Genomic DNA, 17,909 nt, shown 5'->3' with positions numbered 1-17,909 from the left:
GGGAAGTGATAGCCCATAACCGGACGAGTCCACAAAGTCCGACAAACTATTTTGGCCGGCCTCTATGCGGGCACCACCCGCACCCACCAGCGGGTGCGCTCCACCACTTTCACTGGCAGCAGATGGCTGATGTTGTCCAGCAGCGAGGCCGGCTCATCCAGGCGGAAAACGCCGGACAGGCGCAGGTCGGCAATTCGCTCGTCGCAGCCCAGCCAGCCGTGCCGATAGCGCCCGGCCTCGGCGAGGAACTCACCCAATGGCATATCGTTGACCACCAGCAGCCCACGGCTCCAGGCGAACGGATCGAGGCGGCTCTTGCCCAGCTCCGTCAGCGCCGACGCCGACGCCCCCAGCCCCTCGCCCGCCTGCAAGCGGCGCTGGCCGACCGGCGACGTCACCAGCACCTCGCCGCGATCGACGCGGATCTCGCTGTAGCCATCGCGCTCGCGCAGCGCCACCCGGGCCTCGCGGCCGCTGCATTCGGCGAAGCGGCAGCGCGCCTGCCAACGCGCACCGTCCACCAGCACCTCGCCGGAGCGCAGCAACAGCTCACCGCCCTGCACGTCCACCGAGCTGTCGCCGTTGAGGGTGACCTGGGTGCCGTTGCCCAGGTCGATCTGCCGGCGCTCGCCGAGGCCGGTGACATAGCCGGGATGCCAGGTCGGTGGCGCGCTCAGCGTCGCCAGCGCGGTACCACCAGCGACCAGCCCGAGCATCTTCAGCATGCGTCGCCGGCTGAGGTCGGCCGAGGCGCGCTGGAGCAACGGGATACTCTGCTCGGCCCGCGGCAACTGACTAGCCTGGAACATCCCGGCCATCTGCTGCAGGCGTTGCCAGGCCAGTTGATGACGAGGGTCGCGGCGCAACCATTCATTGAACGGGGCCTGCAGTTCGGGGTTGCCGCGCAGGCGCATCTGCCAGTCGATGGCGGCACGCACCACGTTTTCCGGCAGGCGACTCATGGCGCCGTCTCGAAGCACAGGCGGTAGCAGTGCAGCAGGGCATGGGCGACATGCCGCTCCACGGTACGGCTGGACACCCCCAGTTGCTCGGCGATCCGGGTATGGGTCAGCCCGCCGAGCTGATACAGCAGAAAGGCCTCGCGCACCGCCGGCTTCAGGCCTTCGAGCATCTGCGCGATGCGCTCCAGGCACTGCAGGGCTTCATGGCGGACTTCCGGCGAGGGGTGGCAGGCTTGCGGCAGATGGGACAGGGTTTCGAGGTAGGCACGTTCCAGGGCATCGCGACGCCAGTGATCGATCACCAGGCCACGGGCAATACGCGCCAGCAGGGCCCGGGGCGAACGGTTGGTCACCGGCTGGTTGCGCACCAGCAAGCGCACGAACGTATCCTGGGCCAGGTCGGCGGCCTGCTGCGAACAGCCGACCGAACGCCGCAGCCAACCGTTGAGCCAGCCGTGGTGGGTGCCGTAGAGCACGTCGAAAGGAACGATGGAATCCGCTTCATGCAGCGACATGGCACCCCCTCCGGAGCCAGAACGGCTGAAATACGGGCGCACATTAATAGCGAATCATTCTTATTTCAATATGAAATTAGGCAAGCCCGAAAGGACAACGCGCACATTGTATGAGCGGGTTTGCTGCCATATGGCTGGAGCACGCAGACCTTGAGAAACCGGTTTTTGGGACCGCTAGCGCGGTCCTTCGCAGGCAAGCCAGCTCCTACAGGGCTTTGGGTAGGCCCAAAAAACCTGGCCCACGCCCCTGGAACCACCGGCAGTTCAGTCGAAATCACTCGCCGCATGCCGCTCCGGCAACCGTTCCGATTCCTCGCCCCAGGTCCGGTTGACCCGTGCCCCGCGCTTGACCGCCGGACGCTCGGCGATCTCGTTGGCCCAGCGCAGCACATGGGGGTAGCTGGGCGCATCGAGGAATTCCGCCGCGCCGTAGACCTTGTTGCGCAGCATCTCGCCAAACCACGGCCAGCAGGCCATGTCGGCAATGCTGTATTCTTCCCCGGCGACATAGCGGTGTTCCGCCAACTGTCGGTCCAGCACGTCGAGCAGGCGCTTGACCTCCATGGTGTAGCGGTTGATCGGGTATTCGAACTTCTCCGGCGCATAGGCGAAGAAATGCCCGAAACCGCCGCCGACGAACCCGGCGCCGCTCATCTGCCAGAACAGCCAGTTCAGGCATTCGGCGCGCTTGGCCAGGTCCTTGGGGATGAAGGCGCCGAAAGAGTCGGCGAGGTACAGCAGGATCGAGCCCGACTCGAACAGGCGCACAGGCGGGTTCTGGCGGGTGTCCAGCAGGGCCGGGATCTTCGAGTTGGGGTTGAGTTCGACAAAGCCGCTGCCGAACTGGTCGCCTTCGCCGATGCGGATCAGCCAGGCGTCGTACTCGGCATCCTTGAAGCCGGCGGCGAGCAGCTCTTCGAGCATGATCCCGACCTTGACGCCGTTGGGCGTGGCCAGGGAATACAACTGCAGCGGATGGCCGCCCCGGGGCAATTCACGCTCGTGGGTCGGGCCGGCGATCGGGCGGTTGATATTGGCGAACTGGCCACCGCTGGCCTTGTCCCAGGTCCAGACCCTGGGTGGGGTGTAAGGGGTGTCTGACATGAAAAGCCCTCCTCGACGGATCGTTTGCAGGTCCTTGGTTCGGCAGCGCATGGCCGCCACAGGTTCAGTTTTCGCCGCCTACAGCGCCGTACCGCGGCGCGGCGTGTAGAACAGCGAGGACAACGCACCTTCGTGTTCCAGCAGGTGGATCTTCTTTTCGATGCCCCCGGCGTAGCCGGTCAGGCTGCCATCGCGGCCGATCACCCGATGGCACGGAATGATGATGGATATCGGGTTATGCCCCACTGCCCCGCCCACGGCCTGGCTGGACATGCTCGCCAGGCCGCTGCGCAGGGCCACGGCCTTGGCGATCTCGCCGTAGGTGGTGGTGCCGCCGTAGGGTATTTCACAGAGCAGGGCCCACACGGCCTTGCGGAAATCGCTGCCGATCGGGGCCATGGGAAGGTCGGCGACGGCGGGCTGGCGGCCGGCGAAGTACTGGTCGAGCCAGTCGCGCACTTCGCGGAAGAACGGCAGGTTGTCGTTGGGCTCAAGGGTGCCGGGAGCACTGCCGCCGAAGTACTTCTGGCCGACCATCCACAGGCCCAGCAGATGGCTGTCGCTGGCGGCCAGTTGCAGGGTGCCGACGGGGGACGGGTAGAGGGTGGAATAGTACATGGGGCTGTCCTGGATCCGGGGGGAAGTCTTTAACATGGCATCCGCTGTGTTCTCAAGGGCCCTATCGCTGGCCAGCCAGCCCCACAGCTCATCCGCGGCGCCGCTGAAACCTGTGGGAGCTGGCTTGCCAGCGATGATGCCCCCGAGGTCAACGGTCAATCATGAGGATATCCACCAGCACCCGCCCCGGCCCGCTCAGTTCCACCCCGCGCCGCGTCACCACCTCGTACGGCTCGCTGCGCGATCTCAATTGCAACGGCAACTGCACCAGCATCCCGTGCTCCACCGCCACCCGCGCCACGTCCCAGGGCATCACCGCCAGCAGGCCCGGGTCCTGGCGCAACAAGGACAAGGTGGTGAAGGTCGAGGAGGTTTCGATCGGGTACTGCGGGAAATTCAGCCCCGCCTCGCGAAACTCCCGCTCCAGGGTCAGGCGCATCGGCATGTTCACCGGGAACACCACCCAGCGCGAATCCGCCAGTTGCGCCAGGTCGAGCTGCTCGCTACCGGCCAGGGCGTGCTCCGGGTTGGCCACCAGCACCAGTCGCTCCTGGTGCCGGACCCGGCTGTCATAGGCATCCGGCCGCCGGCTGACGCTGGTCCGGCAGATCACCACATCCAGGCGCCCTTGGTCGAGCAGGCTGAGCAGGCGGTCGCTGGTGTCCTCGACCACGGTCACCGACAGGTCCGGCTGCTCCTCGCGCAGCCGTGCCAGCCCTTCGACCAGCATCGGTACCGCGCCCATGATGGTGCCCACCGACAGCCGCCCGCCGTGCCCCTGCATGATCCCGAGCATTTCCTCACGCAAATGGGCCAGATCGGTGTTGATCAGCCGCGCGTAGCGCACCACGCAGCGCCCAAGGTCGTTGGCCTCCAGGCCCTTGCTGGTACGCTCAAACAGCACCGCGCCCAGGGTCGATTCGATCTCGTTGAGGGCCTTGGTCGCCCCTGGCTGGGTGATCGACATGGCGTCGGCCGCCTTGTGGATCGAGCCCAGTTCATCGAGACAGATCAGCAGGCGCAGTTGCCGCAGGCGCAAGCGCGAGGCCATGGAACTCAAGGATGGCAGCACGGGGGATCACCAAAAGTTATCACAGGGTCAATAGCTGTCATTAGGCAGCATCGTCCGGGAAATTTAAAGTGGCCCCAGCGATCCTCCACAAGAACACACAATCATGGAGCCCCCATGCGTCTGATCCAATTCGAAACCGCAACCGCCCGGCGCCACGTGGGCGTGGTCGAGGGCGACCTGATCCAGCCGGTCCGCGCAACCAGCCATATGCGCGAACTGGCCCTGGCCGCGATTCGCAACCAGCGCAGCCTTACGGCCGAGGTGCTGGCCCGGGGCCTGGATGACGTTACTGAAAGTTATTCCCTGGCCCTGGACGAGTGCCGGGTCCTGCCGCCGCTGGACCACGAGGATCCGGCCCACTGCCTGGTCAGCGGCACCGGCCTGACCCACCTGGGCAGCGCTTCGACCCGGGACAAGATGCACCAGCAGAAGATCGACGATGCCGCTGCCCTGACCGATACCGCGCGCATGTTCCAGTGGGGCATCGAGGGCGGTCGTCCGGCGGCCGGCAGCGTCGGCGCCCAGCCGGAGTGGTTCTACAAGGGCGACGGCTCCACCGTGGTCCGCCCCGGCCAGGCATTGCGCAGCCCGGCCTTCGCCGAAGACGCTGGCGAGGAACCGGAACTGGCCGGCCTCTACGTGATCGCCGATGATGGCCAGCCATACCGCCTGGGCTTCGCCATCGGCAACGAGTTTTCCGACCATGTGATGGAACGCCGCAGCTACCTGTACCTGGCCCATTCGAAACTGCGCAATTGCGCCTACGGCCCGGAGCTGCGGGTGGGCGAACTGCCGCGCCATCTCGAAGGCGTGAGCCGGATCCGCCGTGGCGACAAGGTACTGTGGGAAAAACCTTTCCTCAGCGGCGAGGACAACATGTGCCACTCGCTGGAGAACCTCGAGTACCACCATTTCAAGTACCCGCAGTTCCTGCGCCCGGGCGACGTGCATATCCATTTCTTCGGCACCGCCACCCTGTCCTTTGCCGACCAGGTCAGGACCGAGCCGGGCGATGTGTTCGAAATCAGCCTGGCCGAGTTCGGCGCGCCGCTGCGCAATACCGTGGGCCAGGCCGCCGAACCGCTGGCACCGGGCGCCGTGCAGGCCCTCTGAACCCGACCCACCCGGCGCAGGGAGGCGCCACCCGGCATTTCATAACAAACATAAGAGTGAGATGAGCATGAAGAACAGCCCCTTCCCGGCGGCGCCCTCGCCCGCCCTCGCCGGCGCCGACAGCACACGTCCGAGCAACGTGCGCTGGCGCATCTTCCTGATCCTGCTGTTGCTGGCGGCGATCAACTACATCGACCGCGCTTCGCTGTCGGTGGCCCTGCCATTGATTTCCGCCGAGTTCGAACTGACTCCGGCCCTGGAAGGCCTGATCCTCAGCGCGTTCTTCTGGTCCTACGCGTTGATGCAGATTCCCAGCGGCATGCTTCTGGACCGCTTCCAGGTGCGCAATATCGTCGGCGTCGCCACCGTCGGCTGGGGCGCTTTCCAGGCCCTTGGCGGCTTCGCCCATAACTGGATCACCCTGCTGATCACCCGGGTCGGCCTGGGCGTGGCCGAGTCGCCGATCATGCCGGCCGGGGCCAAGCTCAACGGCTCCTGGCTGACACCCAACGAGCGCGGGCGCGGTGCCACCCTGGTGGACGGCGGCGCACCGCTGGGCACCGCCTTCGGGGCGATCATCATCGCCGGGCTGATCACCTGGTTCGACTCCTGGCGCATCGCCTTCATCATTGCCGGCGTCGGCACCGTGGTGGTCGGCGTCTGGGCCTGGTGGTACATCCGCAACCACCCCAGCGAACACCCGCTGGTGAACAAGGCCGAGCTGGACTACATCACCCAGGCCAACGACGCCGCGAGCACGTCCGGCGGCAACCGCAAGGCGGTGCTCAAGGAACTGCTGAAAAGCCGCTCGGTACTGTGCATGTTCGCCGGCTATGCCTGCTACAACAGCGTGTTCTACGGCCTGCTGACCTGGATGCCGAGCTACCTGCACCAGAGCCACAACCTGGATATCAAGGCCATGGGCGGGGCGACCTTCCTGATCTTCATGTGCGGCTTCGTCGGCGAGCTGGTCGGCGGCTGGATCGCCGATAAATGGCGGACCAACGGCGGCCAGCCGAACACCGTGATGCGCAGCATGTTCGCCGGCTCTGCTGCCGTCGCCGCCCTGTGCATCCTGCTGGTGGCCTACACCCCGGATGCCGCGCGGGTGATCGCCCTGCTCTGCGTGGCGCTGTTCTTCATCCGCTGGTGCGGCATGTACTGGTGCCTGCCGGCCATTCTCGGCGGCAAGTCCAAGGCCGGCGTGCTGGGTGGCAGCATGAACTTCTGCGGCAACATGGTCGGGGTGATCGTGCCGATCCTGATCGGCCTGATCGTGCAGTTCACCGGCTCCTATTTCCTGGCCCTGATTTTCTTCGTGGTCATGGCCTTCGGCCTGATGCTGTTCTCCGGCCTGATTGACTATCGCGAGCGTGGGCTGGCCTGAGCCCGCGCTGTTATCCGAGGTAAACCGTCATGCAACTGATTACAACAACGGGCAGCGAACGCGCTGCCCTGGCCGTGATCCGGCTCAACCCGCTGGACGATGTGCTGATCGCCCGCCAACCGCTGACCGAAGGCCTGGAACTGCCCGAAGGCATCCGCGTGCGCGAGCCGGTACCGGCCGGGCACAAGATCGCCGCCCGGGACATCGCCGTGGGCGAGCCGCTGCGCCGCTACGGGCAGATCATCGGCTTTGCCAGCCAGGCCATCGGCGTCGGCCAGCATGTCCACGTGCATAACCTGGCCATGGGCGACTTCAGTCGCGACTACGCGTTCGGCGTCGATGCCAAGGGCGTGCAGACGCCCGTCGAGGACAGCTTCATGGGCATCGTCCGCGCCGATGGCCGGGTCGCCACGCGAAACTATATCGGCATCCTGACGTCGGTGAACTGTTCGGCCACCGTGGCCCGGGCCATCGCCGACCATTTCCGCCGCGATATCCATCCCGAGGCGCTGGCCGACTACCCCAATGTCGATGGCGTGGTCGCCCTGACCCACGGCGTCGGTTGCGCCGTGGACCCGGGTGGCGAGGCCCTGGCGATGCTCCAGCGCACCCTGGGCGGCTACGCGGTGCACGCCAATTTCCACTCGGTGCTGATGATCGGCCTGGGCTGCGAGACCAACCAGATCCCCGACCTGCTCGCGGCCCAGGGCCTGGAAAGCTGCAATACCCTGCGCACCTTCACCATCCAGGGCACCGGCGGCACCTCGAAAACCATCGCCAGCGGCATCGCCCAGGTCAAGTCGCTGCTGGCCGAGGCCAATGCGGTGCAGCGCGAACCGGTCAGCGTCCGCCACCTCACCGTCGGCCTGCAATGCGGCGGCTCCGATGGCTATTCCGGGATCACCGCCAACCCGGCGCTGGGCAATGCGGTAGACCGCCTGGTGGCGGCCGGCGGCACCGCGATCCTCTCGGAAACCCCGGAGATCTATGGTGCCGAGCACCTGCTGACCCGTCGTGCGGTCAGCCAGGCCGTGGGCGAGAAACTCATCGCCCGCATCCAGTGGTGGGAGGCCTACTGCCAGCGCATGGGCGCCGAGCTGAACAACAACCCGTCCGCCGGCAACAAGGCCGGCGGCCTGACCACCATCCTGGAAAAGTCCCTCGGCGCCGTGGCCAAGGCCGGCTCCAGTGACCTGGTGGATGTCTACCAATACGCCGAACCGGTACGCGCCCATGGCCTGGTGTTCATGGACACCCCCGGCTATGACCCGATCTCCGCCACCGGCCAGGTTGCCGGTGGCGCCAACCTGATCGCCTTCACCACCGGGCGCGGCTCGGCCTACGGTTGCGCGCCCTCGCCGTCGATCAAGCTGGCAACCAATACCCGCCTGTGGGAAACCCAGGAGGAAGACATGGACGTGAATTGCGGCGGCATCGCCGACGGCAGCATGACCATCGAAGAACGCGGCGAGCACATCTACCGCCTGATGCTGGCGATCGCCTCGGGCCAACGCAGCAAGAGCGAGCAGCACGGCTACGGACAGAACGAGTTCGTGCCGTGGCAGATCGGCGCCATCACCTGATTTTCCGTTTTACCGCTTAGGAGCAACCCATGATCCTCGGTCACAACTACATTGGCGGACAGCGCTCGGCGCAGGGCGATATCCGCCTGCAGAGCCTCGACGCCAGCACCGGCGAAGCCCTGCCTGGCGAGTTCTGCCAGGCCACCGAGGCGGAGGTCGATGCAGCGGCGCGCGCAGCTGCGGCAGCCTTCCCGGCCTATCGCAACCTGACGCCGGAGCGGCGTGCGCAGTTCCTCGATGCCATCGCCGACGAACTGGACGCCCTGGGCGATGCCTTCGTCGCCATGGTCTGCCGCGAAACCGCCCTGCCCGCCGCACGTATCCAGGGCGAGCGCGGACGTACCAGCGGGCAGATGCGCCTGTTCGCCAAGGTGCTGCGCCGCGGTGATTTCCTCGGTGCGCGGATCGACCGCGCCCTGCCCGATCGCCAGCCGCTGCCGCGCGTGGACCTGCGGCAGATGCGCATCGGTATCGGCCCGGTTGCCGTGTTCGGTGCCAGCAACTTCCCCCTGGCCTTCTCTACCGCCGGCGGCGATACCGCCGCGGCGCTGGCGGCGGGATGCCCGGTGGTGGTCAAGGCCCACAGCGGCCATATGGCCACCGCCGAAGCGGTGGCCGATGCCATCCTCCGCGCGGCGGAGCGCACCGGCATGCCGGCCGGTGTCTTCAACATGGTCTACGGCGGAGGGGTTGGCGAATGGCTGGTCAAGCACGCGGCGATCCAGGCCGTGGGCTTTACCGGCTCGCTGCGCGGCGGCAACGCCCTGTGCCGCCTGGCCGCCGAACGGCCACAGCCGATCCAGGTGTTCGCCGAGATGTCCAGCATCAACCCGGTGATCCTGTTGCCGGACGCGCTGCGCACCCGCGGCGACACCCTCGCTCGGGAACTGGCAGCCTCGGTGACCCTCGGCTGCGGGCAGTTCTGTACCAATCCGGGACTGATCATCGGCCTGCGCTCGGCGCAGTTCACTGCGTTCGTCGAGCAGCTCAAGGTGCAGATGGCCGAACAGCCGGCGCAGACCATGCTCAATCGCGGCACCCTGGCCAGCTATCGCGAGGGGCTGGAGCATTTGCACGGGCATCCCGGCGTGCGTCATCTGGCCGGGGCCGCGCAGGGCGACGGGCAAGCGCAGCCGCAGCTGTTCGCGGCGGATGTGCGGTTGTTGCTGGAGGGCGATGAACTGCTGCAGGAAGAAGTATTCGGGCCGGCGACCGTGGTGATCGAAGTCGAGGACACCGCGCAACTGCGCGCAGCGATCCAGGCGCTGCGCGGGCAACTGACGGCGACATTGATCGGCGAGCCGGACGAGCTGCTGGCCCATGCCTGGCTGGGTGAACTGTTGCAGGAAAAGGTCGGGCGGGTACTGGTCAATGGCTATCCGACCGGGGTCGAAGTTTGCGATGCCATGGTCCATGGAGGGCCCTATCCGGCGACCTCCGATAGCCGCGGAACGTCGGTGGGAACGCTGGCGATCGAGCGCTTCCTGCGGCCGGTGTGCTTCCAGAATTATCCGGATGCTTTGTTGCCCGAAGCGCTGAGGGATGGGAATCCGCTGGGGGTGTTGCGGCTGGTGGATGGAGTGTTCAGTCGGGAGGGTCTGGTCTGATGATTCTCTATTGATCTTCAGGGCCCTATCGCCGGCAACGCCGGCTCCCACAAGGTTCTGCGCAGCTCAAGTACCTGTGGGAGCCGGCGTTGCCGGCGATGAGGCCCTCGGACTCATCTCAGTTCTTCGGCAAGACACTGCTCACCAGTTGCCTCGCCGTCTGCCGGATCACTCCCACGCCATCCGGATCCCCCTGCAACAGCGCCCCGGCGAACTGCCGGGCCTGCTTGAGGTTGATGTGCGGCGGCAACGGCGGAACATCCGGGTCGGTGCGAAACTCGATGAGCACCGGCACATCGCTGGCCAGCGCCTGCTCCCAGGCCGGGGCCACGTCTTCCTCGCGCTCGACGCAGATACCTTTCAAGCCAATGGAAATGGCGAACAGGTGATACGGCACATCCGGTATCGCCTGGCTCGCCACGTACTTCGGATCACCCTCCATCACCCGCTGCTCCCAGGTCACCTGGTTCAGGTCCTGGTTATTGAACACGGCACAGATCCAGCGCCCGTTGCCCCACTGGCGCCAGTACTTGGCCACCGTGATCAGCTCGGCGAGGTTGTTCATCTGCATCGCGCCGTCTCCCACCAGCGCCACCACCGTCTGCTGCGGATGGGCGAACTTGGCGGCAATGGCGTAAGGCACCGCGGCCCCCATCGAGGCCAGCCCGCCGGACAGCGAGCAGCGCATGCCCGGACGGATCCGCAGGTCGCGGGCGAACCAGTTGGCGCAGGAACCGGAGTCGCTGGTGACGATCGAGTGGTCCGGCAGGCGCGGCGATAGTTCATACACCACGCGCTGCGGATTGACCGGGTCGGCCTTGCTCAGCGCACGCTTCTCCAGCTTGCTGTCCCAGGCCTTGCGCCAGCCCTCGATCTTCTTGCGCCAGCGCCGTTCGCCCTTCTGCTCGATCAGCGGCAGCAGCGCATCGAGGGTGTCGGCAGCATCGCCCACCAGGTTGATTTCCATCGGGTAACGCAGGCCGAGCATGTTCGGCTCGATATCGATCTGCACGCCCCGGGCCTGGCCTTCCTTGGGCAGGAATTCGGCATAGGGGAAGCCCGACCCGATCATCAGCAAGGTGTCGCATTCGTTCATCAGCTTCAGGCTCGGCTCGGTGCCGAGCAGACCGATGCAACCGGTGACCCAGGGCAGGTCATCGGACAGGACCGCCTTGCCCAGCAGCGCCTTGGCAACCCCTGCACCGAGCTTGTCGGCCAGTTGCCTGACCTGCTCGCTGGCCCCCAGGGCACCGGCGCCGACCAGGATGGCGACCTTGCTTCCCTCGTTAAGCAGCTTCGCCGCAGCCGCCAGATCGTCTTCCCGCGGCAGGACCCGCGGCCGACGGTAGCCAAGGCCGGAATGCAGGGTGCCATGGGCGCGGGCCGGCTCTTCATAAGGCAGCTCCTGCAGGTCGTTGGGCAGGATCAACGCCGTCACCTTGCGCTCGCCCACTGCGGTGCGCACCGCACGATCCAGCAGATGGCGCACCTGGGACGGCGCCGAAGCCTGCTGGACGAACGCCCCGGCCACATCCTTGAACAGCGACACCAGGTCGACTTCCTGCTGGTAATGCCCGCCCAGCGCGGTACGGGCCTGCTGGCCGCAGATGGCGAGGACCGGCATATGGTCCAGGCGCGCGTCGTACAGCCCGGTGACCAGGTGCGATGCGCCGGGCCCCGAGGTGGCGATGCACACCCCCAGCTCCCCGGTGAACTTGGCGTGGGCGCTGGCCATGAAGGCGGCCATTTCCTCGTGGCGGCACTGCACGAACTCGATCTTGCCGGAGCGCCGCAGCGCCCCGAACACGCCGTTGATGCCATCGCCGGGGTAGCCGAAGATGCGCTTCACACCCCATTGGCTGAGCCGTTCCACGAGAAAGTCGCCTACGGTGCTGGACATGTACTGCCTCCTTTATCGTTCGGGTCGGTAAAGGTTGGGACAGGAGGCGTTCGGCAGGTGTTCAGATTGTTTGACCCGGGCGTGAAACGCCAGGACATCAGCCGCTGCCCAGCAAACGGGCCAGGCTCCTGGCCAGCTCCAGCCGCCGGAACGGCTTGCGCAACACTTCGAACTCATGCAATGCCTGGGGTGGCAGGTTGGCGTAGCCGGTGATGATCAACACCGGCAGGTCCGCCCGCCATTGGCGCAGGTCGTGGGCGAAGCGGCTGCCGGTTTCATCGGCCATGATCTGGTCGGTCACCAGGATATCCAGCTCCAGCCCCGCCTCGATCAGGCGCCGCGCCTGGGCCGGGCCGTCGGCTTCGGTGACCTTGTAGCCGAGATCGCGCAGTTGCAATGCCGTGGCGTTGCGGACCATTTCCTCGTCATCCACCAGCAGCACACGGTTCAGGTGCCGGGCCATGGGCACCGCGTCACCGAATTCGTCCTGCCCCTCCTGCTCCACCGTTCCCACCGGCAGCCAAAGCGTCACCTCGGTACCACGCCCCGGCCAGGAGCGGACCTCCATGCCGCCACCGGATTGCCCGGCCAGCCCCTGGACCATGGACAGGCCCAGCCCGGTCCCGCGGCCTACGCCCTTGGTGGAGAAAAACGGCTCGGCGCAACGGCGCAGCACATCGGCACTCATGCCACAGCCGCTGTCGCTGACCTTGAGCCACAACTGTTGCCCGCGTACGCCCTCCGGCGGCTCGCCCGGCCCGGCGGAAATCCGCAGGCGCCCCCCCTGCTCCATGGCATCCCGGGCATTGACCACCAGATTGAGCAACGCCAGTTCCAGTTGATGCGGATCGACCACCACGGTCGGCAGGTATTCGTCGACCTCGACCTCGAACTGTATGGTCGGCCCCAGGGAGTGGGCAATCAGCTCGTGCATTTCCGCCACCAGGCTTGCCAGCGCCACGGTCTGCGGGGTCAGGGTCTGGCGCCGGGCGAAGCTGAGCAGGCGCCCCACCAAGTTGCGCGCCCGCTCCGCCGCCTGCAATGCGCCCTGGGTCAGGCGCGCGGTGCGTTGCAGGTCATCGGGGCGGCGCTGGATCAACTCCAGCGAGGCAATGATCGGCGTGAGCATATTGTTGAAATCGTGAGCGATACCGCCGCTGAGCTGGCCGACCATCTCCATCTTGCGCGCTTCATGCAGCTCGACGATGGCCGCCTCTCGCTCGGCAAGGATGGCGCCGACCCGCTCCTCCAGGCTTTCATTCAGAGCCTTCATCTCGGCGAAGGCCGCCTGCAGGTCACGTTGCGCGCGGGCATGGCTCATGGCATCCCAGGTCTGCCGGGCACACTCCTCCACCAGCAGGCATTCGTCCTCGCACAGTACCCGCGGCCGGGCGAACTCCACGCTGAGCATGGCCTGCAGTTCACCCGCCCGCAGCACCGGCACCTGCAGGCTGGCCGGTATGGAAAAGCGCGCGGGGTCCTCATCGAAGCACACGCAGGAGGCATCCAGTTCCTGTTGCAAACGGCGGGTCGCATGCTCGCGGATCGCCTCGGCATCGTCGAGCCCGCGCAGGGCCTCGCCGAGCTCCAGGAGAAAGGCCTGGCGCCGCTGGAACTGCACGCGCCGGGTGGTCTCGGTGACGATGCACAACACCCCGCCCACGCTGCCGTCACTCTCGCGCACTGCCGAATAGGACACATCGAACCAGGCCGTCTCGCCGAAGCCGCTGCGTTCGATATAGAACGGCCGGTCGGTGGCGGAGAAGGTCTGGCCGGTTTCTCGCACGCCGCGCAACAGCGGCTCGAGGTCGTCCCATAGCTCGCTCCAGTGTTCGATGGCAGGGCGGCCAAGGGCGTGGGGATGCTTGGCACCGATCGTCGGCACGTAGGCTTCGTTATACAGGGCCACGTACTGCGGCCCCCAGAACAGCACGATCTGCGCCTTGGCCGGGAGCATCAGGCTCATGGTCGCTTGCAGCCCCGCCGACCAGGCGTGCGGAGGACCCAGCGGCGAGCTTCGCCAATCCAGCGTCTGCAATAGATCACTCATGATGCCGCCATTGTCGATAAAGCCTGGCGAATGCGTCGTGCAACCGTCCAAAGGGTTGCCGTGGCTTGTTTTCATCCTGTAGAGGCCCCGGCCGTGTTTCGTTCATCCATCAATATGAAGCGCGCCGGACCCGGATCGTTCCACGTCCGACGACCGAAGGCGGAAAAATTTCGTTTATTGCGCAAAAAGTCGTAAAGCCAGTGATCCCTGCTGCTCGACGGCTTTTTGCGCAATAAATAGAAATAACCATGCGATCGAACAGCCTACAATGGCCTGTCCACCACCCTTTCCAGCAAGGAGTCCCCATGACCTGCGCCCTGGCCCTGGAAGCACTGGCCTTCGATCACCAGGATGGCGAAGAGATCCTGCCCCACTGCCATGCCCAGGCGCAGCTGATCCACGGTATCAGTGGGGTCATGCTGGTGGGCGCGGCGAGTACGCACTGGGTAGTGCCGGCGGGCCATGCATTGTGGGTGCCGCCGGGCATCGAGCACCAGATCCGCATGCTCGGCCAGGTCAGCATGCGCACCCTGTTCATGCCCGCCTCGACCTGGCCATGGGGCGGTGAGCAGTGCCAGCTGATCAGCGTCACGCCGTTGATGCGCGAGTTGCTGGTGGCCGCCAGCGGCCTGCCTTCGCAAGCCGACAACCCACACCGCCGGCAGTGCATCCATGAGCTGCTGCTGGTGGAAATGCAGGGTGCGCAGGCCGTCGCCCTGCATCTGGCAATGCCCGCCGACCCGCGCCTGCAGCGCCTGTGCAACCAGGTGATCGCCCGTCCGGCGAGCGAAGCCGGGCTGGAGGACTGGGCCCGGCAATTGAACATGAGCAGCCGGACCCTGGCCCGCCTGTTCCAGCGCGAGCTGGGAACCAGCTTCGGCGACTGGCGCACCCGCGTGCGCATGGTCCTGGCCATGCAGCGCCTGGGCAGCGGCGCCTCGGTGCTGGAAGTGGCGCTGGAGCATGGTTACCAGAGCCCGAGTGCGTTCTCGCAGACCTTCAAGCGGGTCGTCGGGCATCTGCCGAGTCATTACCAGGGGTAGATACCCCTGCAGCGACAAGGTCCTGAAAGGATCAATCCCCCATCGGCATGGTGAACCTGAACTCGGTGCCCTTGCCCACTTCACTGCGAGCCTCGATCCGCCCGCCATGGGCTTCGACGATGCCCTGGGTGATATACAGCCCAAGCCCGGTACCGTTGGGGTTGCCTTCCTTCATCGTCCAGTAGCGCTCGAACACGTGGGGCAATTGTTCGGCCGGGATGCCTTCGCCGTCGTCCTTGACGGTAAACACGATCTCGTTGCCGCCCGCCGCCGCATGCACGCCCACCGTGCCCAGGCGCGGGGTGAACTTGATGGCGTTGCCCACCAGGTTGGAGAGCACCTGGAACAACCGCTCCGGGTCGGCGTGGATCTTCAGTTCCGGCTCGCTTTCGAAGGCGATGCTGATGTTCTTGTTCAGCGCCAGCGGCATGAGCAGCGCCTGGGTTTCCTCGAAGATCTGGCCGACGTCCAGAGTCTTGGGCGAGATGGTGTAGCGTCCGGCGTCGATCTTCGAGGTATCGAGCAGGTCGTCCAGCAGCGTGCTCATGCGCCCGGCCGCCTGCTGCATGGTCTCGATGGCCGTGGCAATGCGCCGCGAGGCATGCGGGCCGTCGGAGCTGAAACTCTTCTGCATCATGCCGCAGAGCATGGAAATGACCGTCATCGGATTGCGCAGGTCATGGGAAACCACCGCCACCAGGTCGTCGCGGGTGCGCACCGCCTGCTGTTCACGGCGTACCTGGCGGGCCAGGTCGTTTTCCAGCGCGGAGCGGCGCAGGTCGTTGGCAGCGTACAGGTCGCCATGGCTCCACTTGCGTGAGATCCCGGCCATTTCCACCTTCCAGATCTCGAACGAGGCACGCGGGCGCAGGCGCGGGCCGGCTTCGGAATTTTCCAGGTCCAGCGGCTTCTTCGGGTCGCCGCTCCAGTTGATGGTTTCTTTCACTTCCGGGCGGAACCACAGCACGCCGTTATCCACCGGCTTGGGCAGGCTCATGGCGAGTAAACCGCTGGCGACATGCTGGTAGGCCTCGGCCGGGGGATAGACCGCAGACAGGTTGTGGCTGGCGAAAACCGCCTGGCCGCCCTGCTGCAGCCACTTGTGCAAGGCGCGGATCTCGTCGGGCTCCGGGCAATTGCCATAGCGGTGCAGTTGCTTGTCCTCGATGATCGCGATGCCGGCGGCATCGGTCAGGTTCATCAGCACCTCGGGCTGGCCGGCCAGGCCGTCGAACACATTCTGCGGCGAGTCGATCATGGCCTGGTTGAGCAGCCCCAGCGCTTCGATCTTTTCTTCACGCTGGCGGCTGACTTCCAGCGCCTCCATGGCACTGATCTGCAGCGACAGCACCTGGCCGATGGCCTGGCAGGCCATGCGCAGTTCATGGGGCACGTGCAGCGGCCGGCGATTGCCGCAACTGATCAGGCCCCACAGCTCGCCGTCCTTGAGCAGGGAAATGCTCATGGACGAGAGCACGCCCATGTTCTTCATGTACTGGCAGTGGATCGGCGACACGCTGCGCAGGTTGGCAAAGCCGAGATCCAGGGGCCCGCCGGTGTCGGGCCGCAGCGCCGGCACCAGCGGGACAGCCTGGTAGCCGGCATCCGGAATGATCCGCAGCCAATTCTTGCGGTACAGCTCGCGGGCCTGCCGGGGGATGTCCGAGGCGGGGAAGAACAGGCCGTTGAAGACTTCCATGGACGGGCCGGAGGCCTCGGCGATGACCTGGCCATGGCCTTCCTCTTCGAAGCGGTAGATCAGCACCCGGTCGTAGCCGGTCAGGGCCTGGATCTCGCGGACGCTGACCTCGTACAGCGCCTGCAGGGAGGCTGCGCCCTGCAGGCGCTGGAGCATGCGGCCCAGGTTGGTCAGGTTGCCGGCGATGCTGCCGGGCTGGTAGTGCCCGGCATGCACTTCCAGTTCGAAGATCAGTACACCGTCGTGACGGTGCAGCAGGCCATCGAAGGTCATGCCGTTGAGCGCGACGGTCAGTGGCGAATCATTGGACAGCAGCGGCTGTTGCACGCTGTGCTGCAAGGCGGCGGCCTGGGCCTGGCCCAGCAGGCCTTCGACGGGCTGGCCCAGCAGCGACTGCGGCGTACGACCGAGCAGGGTCTCGACGTTGGCGCTGACCTGGAGGATCTCCAGCCCCGGCTCGCTCAGGGTCAGCAGCAGGCCGTGGGGCTGGATGGCACCGGGAAAACGGATGGGTTCATCGGCGCAATTGGCCAATAGCGTTTCGAAGGCATCCTGTTCTTCTGGGGTCATAGCAGTACCTCCCGGCCTTGCAGCCAGTGTTCGAAACAGCGAAATGTATCCTGCGCCGCACGCACCGTGGCGGCGCGCTCTTGGCCGCTCAATGGCTGCGAGCACAGATAATGAAGAAAGGCGCGCCAGCGGCGGCCGGTATCTTCACCATAGACATCGAGAAAGGCCGCACCGTTTCGGGCGTCCAGGCCCAGGTGCGAGTGGATGTGCCGGCGCAGCACCTGGCCGCCCAGGGTCGCCCCTTCCACAACATAGAGCACGCCCAGGCAGGCCGCCCTGGAATCAAGGGCTGGCAGGTCCTGGCAACGCGGCAGCCCCTCGACGGCCTCGGCAGACAGGCCCAGGGCCCGCAGATCATCCTGGAGGATGGCGGATTTCAGGCGCGGTTGCAGATCGAAATCGGCGGGAAACCACGGGCTGGTGCGCAGCGCGTCTTCCAGCGGGGCATAGAAACCGTGATAGGCCTGCATCAACTGCAGGAAAGCGTGGGAATCCAGGGAATCGGCGAAGAAAGGCAGGCGTTTTTCCAGTGCGATGTGCAGTTCAGCAGTATGGGTACGCAATTCCTGCAGTACCGGCGCCGAAGCGACCTCACGGGACGTTGATTGCATATAGCGGGGCTCGGATGGCTGACCTCGTGATGGCCAATGGCTGAAAGTTGATCGAAAGATCAGGGCACAAAATGG

At 65.9% G+C, this 17,909-nt stretch carries 14 protein-coding genes; 5 read left to right on the top strand and 9 right to left on the bottom strand.

Going from position 1 to position 17,909, the window contains the following annotated elements:
* Positions 1-62: 62 nt before the first annotated feature.
* The 5 genes from ACPFMA_RS10625 to ACPFMA_RS10605 form a co-directional block, all read right to left on the bottom strand.
* Positions 63-962 (bottom strand): DUF4880 domain-containing protein, encoded by a 900-nt coding sequence (locus ACPFMA_RS10625; protein WP_425930124.1) that lies wholly within the window; start codon positions 960-962, stop codon positions 63-65.
* Positions 959-1,477 (bottom strand): sigma-70 family RNA polymerase sigma factor, encoded by a 519-nt coding sequence (locus ACPFMA_RS10620; RefSeq protein ID WP_064302841.1) that lies wholly within the window; start codon positions 1,475-1,477, stop codon positions 959-961. The genes ACPFMA_RS10625 and ACPFMA_RS10620 overlap by 4 nt, the downstream gene beginning before the upstream one ends.
* A gap of 264 nt (positions 1,478-1,741) precedes the next feature.
* Positions 1,742-2,581: a glutathione-dependent disulfide-bond oxidoreductase gene (gene yghU / locus ACPFMA_RS10615; RefSeq protein WP_425930123.1), complete on the bottom strand. Its 840-nt coding sequence runs from the start codon at positions 2,579-2,581 to the stop codon at positions 1,742-1,744.
* Positions 2,582-2,659: 78 nt separating this feature from the next.
* A complete protein-coding gene (locus tag ACPFMA_RS10610; RefSeq protein WP_064302844.1) occupies positions 2,660-3,199 on the bottom strand; it encodes a methylated-DNA--[protein]-cysteine S-methyltransferase in 540 nt (179 codons plus the stop codon).
* A gap of 148 nt (positions 3,200-3,347) precedes the next feature.
* Positions 3,348-4,271, bottom strand: a complete 924-nt coding sequence (locus ACPFMA_RS10605) for a LysR family transcriptional regulator (RefSeq protein WP_064302845.1) — start codon at positions 4,269-4,271, stop codon at positions 3,348-3,350.
* Positions 4,272-4,385: 114 nt separating this feature from the next.
* On the opposite strand from ACPFMA_RS10605, the gene araD1 reads away from it, so the two are divergent.
* The 4 genes from araD1 to ACPFMA_RS10585 all read left to right on the top strand — a co-directional run bounded on the left by araD1 (position 4,386) and on the right by ACPFMA_RS10585 (position 9,961).
* Positions 4,386-5,384, top strand: coding sequence for an AraD1 family protein (gene araD1, locus ACPFMA_RS10600; RefSeq protein ID WP_425930122.1), 999 nt, complete (start codon positions 4,386-4,388; stop codon positions 5,382-5,384).
* 67 nt (positions 5,385-5,451) lie between these two features.
* Positions 5,452-6,771: an MFS transporter gene (locus tag ACPFMA_RS10595; RefSeq protein ID WP_425930121.1), complete on the top strand. Its 1,320-nt coding sequence runs from the start codon at positions 5,452-5,454 to the stop codon at positions 6,769-6,771.
* Positions 6,772-6,800: 29 nt separating this feature from the next.
* Complete coding sequence (locus ACPFMA_RS10590) at positions 6,801-8,354, top strand: UxaA family hydrolase (RefSeq protein ID WP_009398886.1); 1,554 nt, start codon at positions 6,801-6,803, stop codon at positions 8,352-8,354.
* Between the two features lie 29 nt (positions 8,355-8,383).
* Positions 8,384-9,961 carry an aldehyde dehydrogenase (NADP(+)) gene (locus ACPFMA_RS10585; protein WP_425930120.1) on the top strand — a complete coding sequence of 526 codons (1,578 nt, stop codon included), beginning with the start codon at positions 8,384-8,386 and terminating at the stop codon, positions 9,959-9,961.
* A 118-nt stretch (positions 9,962-10,079) separates the two neighbouring features.
* Here ACPFMA_RS10585 and ACPFMA_RS10580 read toward each other — a convergent pair whose 3' ends face one another.
* Together ACPFMA_RS10580 and ACPFMA_RS10575 are read right to left on the bottom strand one after the other, a co-directional pair.
* A complete protein-coding gene (locus tag ACPFMA_RS10580) occupies positions 10,080-11,861 on the bottom strand; it encodes a thiamine pyrophosphate-requiring protein (protein WP_425930119.1) in 1,782 nt (593 codons plus the stop codon).
* A gap of 97 nt (positions 11,862-11,958) precedes the next feature.
* Positions 11,959-13,911: an ATP-binding protein gene (locus ACPFMA_RS10575; protein WP_425930118.1), complete on the bottom strand. Its 1,953-nt coding sequence runs from the start codon at positions 13,909-13,911 to the stop codon at positions 11,959-11,961.
* A 305-nt stretch (positions 13,912-14,216) separates the two neighbouring features.
* Here ACPFMA_RS10575 and ACPFMA_RS10570 point away from each other — a divergent pair, with 305 nt between their 5' ends.
* Positions 14,217-14,954 carry an AraC family transcriptional regulator gene (locus ACPFMA_RS10570; RefSeq protein ID WP_425930117.1) on the top strand — a complete coding sequence of 246 codons (738 nt, stop codon included), beginning with the start codon at positions 14,217-14,219 and terminating at the stop codon, positions 14,952-14,954.
* A gap of 31 nt (positions 14,955-14,985) precedes the next feature.
* On the opposite strand, the gene ACPFMA_RS10565 is transcribed toward ACPFMA_RS10570, so the two are convergent.
* Both ACPFMA_RS10565 and ACPFMA_RS10560 read right to left on the bottom strand, forming a co-directional pair.
* The gene (locus tag ACPFMA_RS10565; protein ID WP_425930116.1) at positions 14,986-17,223 is read right to left on the bottom strand and encodes an ATP-binding protein; all 2,238 of its coding nucleotides are present in this window, start codon (positions 17,221-17,223) and stop codon (positions 14,986-14,988) included.
* Complete coding sequence (locus tag ACPFMA_RS10560; RefSeq protein WP_425930115.1) at positions 17,220-17,834, bottom strand: biliverdin-producing heme oxygenase; 615 nt, start codon at positions 17,832-17,834, stop codon at positions 17,220-17,222. The genes ACPFMA_RS10565 and ACPFMA_RS10560 overlap by 4 nt, the downstream gene beginning before the upstream one ends.
* Positions 17,835-17,909 lie beyond the last annotated feature (75 nt).

This window comes from Pseudomonas sp. NyZ201 (assembly GCF_049860765.1).
Classification (GTDB): domain Bacteria; phylum Pseudomonadota; class Gammaproteobacteria; order Pseudomonadales; family Pseudomonadaceae; genus Aquipseudomonas; species Aquipseudomonas bharatica.
Note: the sequence above shows the minus strand (reverse complement) of the source record. Positions and strands in the feature narration are given on the sequence as shown.